Annotated in this window: 5 protein-coding genes; 1 reads left to right on the forward strand and 4 read right to left on the reverse strand. The window is 73.9% G+C overall.

Features of this window, described 5'->3' with window-relative positions; all coding sequences use genetic code 11:
• The first annotated feature begins 80 nt into the window (after nt 1-80).
• On the forward strand, nt 81-1,454 hold the full coding sequence (locus tag HF526_RS29500) for an MFS transporter (RefSeq protein ID WP_169384859.1): 1,374 nt from the start codon (nt 81-83) through the stop codon (nt 1,452-1,454).
• 79 nt (nt 1,455-1,533) lie between these two features.
• On the opposite strand, the gene HF526_RS34820 is transcribed toward HF526_RS29500, so the two are convergent.
• The 4 genes from HF526_RS34820 to HF526_RS29520 form a co-directional block, all read right to left on the reverse strand.
• Nucleotides 1,534-2,712 carry a hypothetical protein gene (locus HF526_RS34820; RefSeq protein ID WP_211177974.1) on the reverse strand — a complete coding sequence of 393 codons (1,179 nt, stop codon included), beginning with the start codon at nt 2,710-2,712 and terminating at the stop codon, nt 1,534-1,536.
• Between the two features lie 15 nt (nt 2,713-2,727).
• Entirely contained in the window at nt 2,728-4,029 is a 1,302-nt protein-coding gene (locus HF526_RS29510; protein WP_169384860.1) for a ferredoxin reductase family protein, read from the reverse strand.
• Nucleotides 4,030-4,380: 351 nt separating this feature from the next.
• Nucleotides 4,381-5,559 carry a uroporphyrinogen decarboxylase/cobalamine-independent methonine synthase family protein gene (locus tag HF526_RS29515; RefSeq protein ID WP_169384861.1) on the reverse strand — a complete coding sequence of 393 codons (1,179 nt, stop codon included), beginning with the start codon at nt 5,557-5,559 and terminating at the stop codon, nt 4,381-4,383.
• Between the two features lie 23 nt (nt 5,560-5,582).
• Complete coding sequence (locus HF526_RS29520; RefSeq protein ID WP_338051841.1) at nt 5,583-6,458, reverse strand: DUF1206 domain-containing protein; 876 nt, start codon at nt 6,456-6,458, stop codon at nt 5,583-5,585.
• Nucleotides 6,459-6,576: the final 118 nt, after the last annotated feature.

The following is a 6,576-nucleotide window of genomic DNA, read 5'->3' on the forward strand; positions in this document are numbered from 1 at the left end:
GCTGCCTATCGTATGAACGATCGTTCGTACTGCGATCTTCGTCTGGCGGCCGCGACGGAGCGGCCCGGAGGTGGGACCCCATGCAACAGCAGACCTCGGACCCGGTCGTCCCGCGTCCGACCCGGATGGGCCGACTCGCGGCCGCCGCGGTGTTCGCGACGGCCTTGGAATGGTTCGACTTCCTGATCTACGCGACGGCGGCCGCGCTCGTCTTCGGCCATCTGTTCTTCCCGTCGGTCAGCGGGGTGGCCGGCACGCTGGCCTCCTTCGCCACGTTCGCGGTCGGCTTCTTCGCCCGGCCGCTGGGCGGGATCATCGCCGGGCACTTCGGTGACCGGTTCGGCCGCAAGCCCCCGCTGGTCGCGGCGATGCTCGTGATGGGCGTCGCGACGTTCGGCATCGGCGTGCTACCGACCTACGCCACGATCGGGGCCTGGGCCCCGGTCCTGCTGGTGGTGTGCCGGCTGGTGCAGGGCCTCGGCGTCGGAGCCCAGTGGGGCGGCGCGGCGCTGCTGCTGACCGAGCACGCCCCCGTCGAGCGCCGCGGGTTCTACGGCAGCCTGATCCAGACGGGGTCGATCTTCGGCGCGGTCGCCGGCAATGCCCTGTTCCTGGCACTGACCGCGCTGCTCACGGAGGCGCAGTTCGAGAGCTGGGGCTGGCGGGTGCCGTTCCTGACCGGGCTCGTGCTCGTGCTGATCGGGATGTACGTGCAGTTGAAGATCGAGGACACCCCGGTGTTCCGGTCGATGCAGCAGCGCTCGGCGGCCTCGAAGGAGGCGGCCGGGCTGCGCAAGGCCCCGCTGCGGGCGGCGATCCGGCGCTACTGGCGGGAGATCCTGCAGGCGGCCGGCGCGTTCTTCGTCGTCAACGGCACGTTCTACATCCTGATCAGCGGCATGCTGGGCTACGGCACCAATGAGGTCGGGCTCTCCAGGACCGCGATCCTGGTCTGCGTCATGATCGCCGGCGCCACCCAGCTGATCACGATCCCGCTGTTCGGGGCCCTCAGCGACCGGCACAGCCGGCGGCGGCAGTATCTGGTCGGCACCGTGCTGATGGCGCTGTTCACGTTCCCGATGTTCTGGCTGATCGACACCGGCTCGATCGTGCTCGTCCTGATCTCGCTGATCATCGGCTTCACGATCCACGCGATCATGTACGGGCCGCAGGCCGCGCTCTACGCGGAGATGTTCCCCGCGGACGTCCGCTACTCCGGCGCCTCCCTGGGCTACCAGTTCGCGTCGGTCTTCGCCGGCGGGCTCGCGCCGTTCATCATGACCGCGCTGCTGGCCGCCAGTGGGGCGTCCTGGTCCGTCTCGCTCTACATCATCGCGATGTCCGCGATCACCTTCGTCGCGGTCTTCACGATCAAGGAGATGTTCCGGCGGGACCTGCACGAGACCTCGGACGGCGCCGGGGACGCGACCGGCGCTGCCGTCGCCATCCGCTAGAAGCCGAGAGGCGACTGCCGGTCCCCGGCGGGAGGGGGGACACGCCGGGGACCGGCAGCCAGATCGAGACGCCCGGGAGTCAGTGGTGGCCGGCACCGACCAGGTCGGCGCCCCCCCGGGCGGCGTGCGCACCGCCGGTGCTGCTCGCAGCAGCGGCCGATCCACCCCGGTGACCGTGGGCCACGGCCTGCGCTCCGGCCGGCCGGCCGAGCGCCGCGAGGTCCTGTGCGGTGGCGATGCGGTTCTGCCGGCTCGGCGTGGCCTGGGCCACCGCCCCGGGCTGCCCGAGCGCGGCAAGGTCCTGCGCGGTGGCGATGTGCCGCGGGGCAGCCGCGTGCCGGCCCTGCGTGGTGGCGCCGGGCGTGGCCGATCCGGGGATGTTCCCGCCGGCCGCGGCCGATCCGGGGTCGTTCGCGCCGGCCGCGGCCGATCCGGGGTCGTTCGCGCCGGCCGCGGCCGATCCCGGATGGCCGGCGCCGGTACCGGGCTGTGACGCCGGCTGGGTGGCCGCACCGGACGCCGCCGGGCTCGACTGCGGCGTCCGGTGGGCCGCCGAATCCGGCTGCGCCGCCTGCTGAGCCGGCGGGTTCGCCGCCGGGTCGGTAGCGGGCGCAGGGGCGGGAGCGGAGGGTGCCGCGGGGGCGGGCGCAGGCGCGGGAGCATGCGCCGACGCCCGGTGCTTCCCGCCCCTCTTCGGCGCCGCAGGTGCGGCCGGGCCCGACGGGGCCTGCGGAGTGGCCGCAGCCCTGGGACTCCCCGGCACCGACCCGGTGGAGCCGCGCGCCGGGGCAGGCGCTGCTGTAGCAGCAGGCGCAGCCGGGGCCGCGGGAGCAGGGGCAGCGTCGGGAGCCGGAGCAGCCGGGCGCACAGCGGGAGCAGCCGGGCGCACAGCGGGAGCAGCCGGCACAGCCGCCTCCGGAGCGGCCCCAGCCGGATCAGCCGCAGCCGGAGCGACATGGGCGGGAGCGCCCGCGAACGACGCCGCCTGCGCGAGGTTGAGCACCTGAGTGGCGGCGTCGGGGTCGAAGGCGTGGCCCGCCTGGGGCCCGCTCACGGTCGGGAGATCGGGCAGGTTGACCCCGGACGCCTCCGGGCCGGCCGCACCGAGGCCGGTCTGAGGGTCCGTGGCCGCGAGCCCGAGGCCCTCGTGGTCGGTCGGCGCGGCCCGCATCGCCGCCACCGGCGCGGCGACGCCCAGGGTGGCGACGACGCTCCAGCGGACGAAACGGGGGATCTCCGCGGTGGCGGTGGCGCTCATCGTTCTCCTTGCACGTCAGACCATGTCGAACTGCTCGGTGTGGACCCGCTGGGCGGGAATGTCCAGCTCCTCGAGCGCCGTGAGGGCGCCACCCACGAGAGCAGGCGAACCACACAGGAAGTAATCGAGCTGATTGCGGCGGAAGGGTCCGGGCAGCACGGCCTCGAGCAGATCGCGGCCGATCCGCCCGGTCGGGCCCACCCAGCCCTCGGGAGGTTGGGTGACCGTCTGCACGACGGTCAGGTTGAGGCGGCTGGTCAGCTCACGGATCTCGTCGGAGAACAACAGTTCCGACGGCGTACGCCCACTGACCACAAGTCGGTGCGGGCGCCGGTCGCCGCGGGCGGCCAGCGTCCGGAGCATGCTCATCATCGGCGTGATGCCGACCCCGCCCGCGATCAGCACCAGCCCCGTCGCCTGGGTGTGGTCGACGCTGAACGTGCCGTGCGGGCCGTCGAGGTAGACCGTCTGGCCGGGATGAAGGTGCGACAGCAGCCGGGTGTAGTCGCCGACGTGGCGGATGGTGAACTCGATCATGCCCTCGGCCAGCGCCCCGGAGGCGATGGTGAACGGATGTTCCTCGGCGACCAGCACGGACCGGTGCAGCCGCAGCCACGCGAACTGACCGGGGGCGAACGCCATCTGCTCGCGCCGCCCGGGCCTGCGCCGCCCGGCCGGTGCCAGCACGAGCGTGCTCACCGCCTCGCTCTCCCGGCGGATCTCCTGGACCCGGAACTGGTTACGTCCCGCCAGCACCGGGCGCACGACCCACCGGTGGATCAGCACGGCGAGCACGCCCAGCAGCAGCACCCCGAACACGACGGCCATCGCCGGGTTCTGGATGAGGTGGTTGAGCCAGAACACGTGCAGCGCCGCGCCGATGATGATGACGGCGGCGAGCAGCACGTGGATCGCGCGCCACAACTCGTACCGCATCGTCATCCGGCGGCGGAACACGGCGAGGCCGGCGATCAGCAGCAGACCGATGGTCGCGACGGTCGCCGCGCGGGCCCGGGGCGGGGCGTGCAGCAGGTCGAGCAGCCTGACGTTGCGCGGATCGGCCACGATGACCATGCCGAGGTGGAGCAGAACCAGCACGACGACGAACAGCCCCAGGTAGCGGTGCAGCCGCATGAGGCGCTCGATGCCGAACGCGGTCGTCAGTGACCGTACCCGGGAGGCCATCACGATGACCACGACGAGCATGGATGTCGGCACCAGTCCGAGGACCAGCCCCAGTTCCATGTCCATGCTGGACGAGCCGCCGGCCGAGATCGACAACAGCAGCGGGGCCAGCAACACTGTCACGAAGGACATGGCCCATAAGGCGCGGGAGGCCGCTCGCATCACGGGCCGGGACGTTATCCAGCTGTGATGCGCCCGCCCCGGGTTCCTGAGAGGAGGCGTTGCGCGAGGTCCGCCATTCGGTCGGAGGGCATCGGTGAGTGGCGCCTCGACCCACCGGATGCGCCCATCCGATTGCGCCGAACGCCAGCATCCGCTCTCAGGACGCCCGGCCGCTCAGCCGTCCGCCGGCACGCGCCACCGCCCGCAGGCGATCATCCACCGCCCGCCGCACCGCCGATCCCGCAACGGCGGAGCCGTCACCGCACAGAGCATGCGCGGCGCCGCCCGGCGGCGCCACGTGGACGGCCCGGACGACCTCGGCTACCAACCCTGCGGTGGGTCCAGAAAGGTCTGCCCGAGCTCGCGACTGAGCGTCATGGCCCGGCGGGCCCACCCCGGCGTCGCCCCGGCCAGCCCGCATGCCGGGGTCGGGACGGCCAGCTCGGCGAGCCGGGACCGGTCGAAGCCGAGCCGGTCGGCCAGGTCGAACGCGCGACGGGCGAGGGTGCGCAGCTCGACCGGCCCGGGCGGGTCGCCGGCCGGCACCAGCCCCAGGAACAGCGGCGTCCCGGCGTCCCAGACCTCGCCGAGCGCGTCGAGCGCGGCCGGGGAGGCGGTGTCACCCGACAGCGCCGGCACGGTGGCGTCCAGCCCGATGCCCGCCGCCCCGATCCCGCCGAGCAGCCGCACCGGCGGGTTGTCGGCACAGCAGTGCACCATCACCGGCGCGGGCAGCCCGTCCACAAGGTCGCGCAGCAGGTCGGCAACCTCCGGTTCGGGCACCGCGGACAGCGTCCCGTAGCCCGACGCGGTCGGCAGCGACCCGCGCAGCACGGCCGGCAGCGTCGGCTCGTCGAGCTGGACGAGGACCTGCGCGCCGGTCCGCGCCGCAACCTCGGCGACGTGCCCGCGCAGGCCCTCGGCCAGGCTCTCGGCGAACTCGCGCACGGCACCGCGGTCGGTCAGTACCCGGTTGCCGGAGCGCAGCTCCATGTTCGCCGACAGCGTCCACGGACCGGCGGCCTGCACCTTCACCCAGTCCGGGCGGGCCGCCTCGCAGGCCTCCTCGAAGGCGTCGAGGTCCTCGCGGAGCAGGTCGACGGCCCGGCGGTGGTCCCGGCCCGGCCGGGCGGTCACCCGGTACCCGGTCGGCACCAGCTCGACGGCGATGTCGACGAGCATCGCCGCGGTCCGCCCGATCATGTCCGCGCCGACGCCGCGCGCCGGCAGCTCCGGGATGTGCGGCAGCAGTGGCAGCTCGCCGACGACGGTGGCGGCCGCCTCCCGCGGATCGGTCCCGGGCAGCGAACCCACTCCGGTCGCGGCACCCGGGGGCCACCGCCGGGGTTGTTCGGCCTGCTCGTCGGGGCCCTCGGTGGCGACCAGGAGCCCTTCCGCCTCGCCCGCGCCGGTCGGCCCCGGAGCCGGGCCACCCGGCACCGCTCCGGACAGGCCCGCGGCGGCGAGGGCTGCGGCGAGTGGATCGTCGGAAGTACTCATGCCGCGCTGTGTACCCGATCCGTTCAGGACTTGCGGTACCGGGCGTCGAACAGGCAGTAGACGCCGAACAGCGCGAGCCCGAGCGCGAGCCCGAGCAACAGCACCTGCCCGTAGGGCTGCGCCCCGAGCGTCTTGAGCCCGGCGTCGAGACCGACCGGCTGGTTCGGGTCGTAGCGCAGGGCCGCGAGCACCAGCAGCACGCCGGTCGTGCCGTAGGCCAGGCCCAGGGCGGGCCAGCCCACCTGCCCGAGGCCGACGGCGAGCCGGGCGGCCCGCGGTTCGGCACGACCGAGGTCGAGATCGCGCCGGAACTCGCGGCTGAGCCCGTGGTAGATCGCATACCCGGCACCGGCCAGCACCCCGGCCCCGATCAGGCCGACGAGGCACCGTCCGCCGGGCATCTCGAACAGCACCGCCGCGACCGAGCGGTCCGGGGTGTCGGCGCCACCGGCCGCGGCGATCGCGGCCGCCGACTTCGCGAGCACGCCGAAGATCACCGCCTCGGCGAGGTTGATCGCGATACGCCGCACCCGCTTCGCCGTCGGCAGCCCGCGGTGCCCCCAGATCGCCTCGGCCAGCTGCCAGATCACCAGGCCGCCCAGGCCGACCGTGACCACCCAGAGCAGGACGAGGCCGGGGTCGGTCGCAGCGATGGCCTGTAGCGCGCCGGACTTGTCGGCCTGCTCCCGGTCTCCGAACGCGACCTGCGCCGCCAGCGCGGCGATCAGCAGGTGCACCGCGCCGTAGCCGACCAGCCCGATCCGGCCGAGTGCGTGCACGGCACGGCTGTCGGCGGCGTCCTCGGCGGTGTCGGCGGCCTCCTCGGCCACGTCGCCCAGGTCGGCGTGGTCGCGGTCGTCACGCCCGGGTGAGTCCACTGTGTACTGTGCGTCGGGCACGGCGGCACCTCCTCGGTCGCCGGAAAGCGTGACCCATTCGAGCGAATTGCGCCACTCGCGAACGCGGCGTCACTCGCCCGTTCCCCTCATGGGGCGGGTGCGGGGGTGAGCCCCGGGG

Source organism: Pseudonocardia acidicola (genome assembly GCF_012911935.1).
In the GTDB taxonomy this organism is placed as follows: Bacteria; Actinomycetota; Actinomycetes; order Mycobacteriales; family Pseudonocardiaceae; genus Pseudonocardia; species Pseudonocardia acidicola.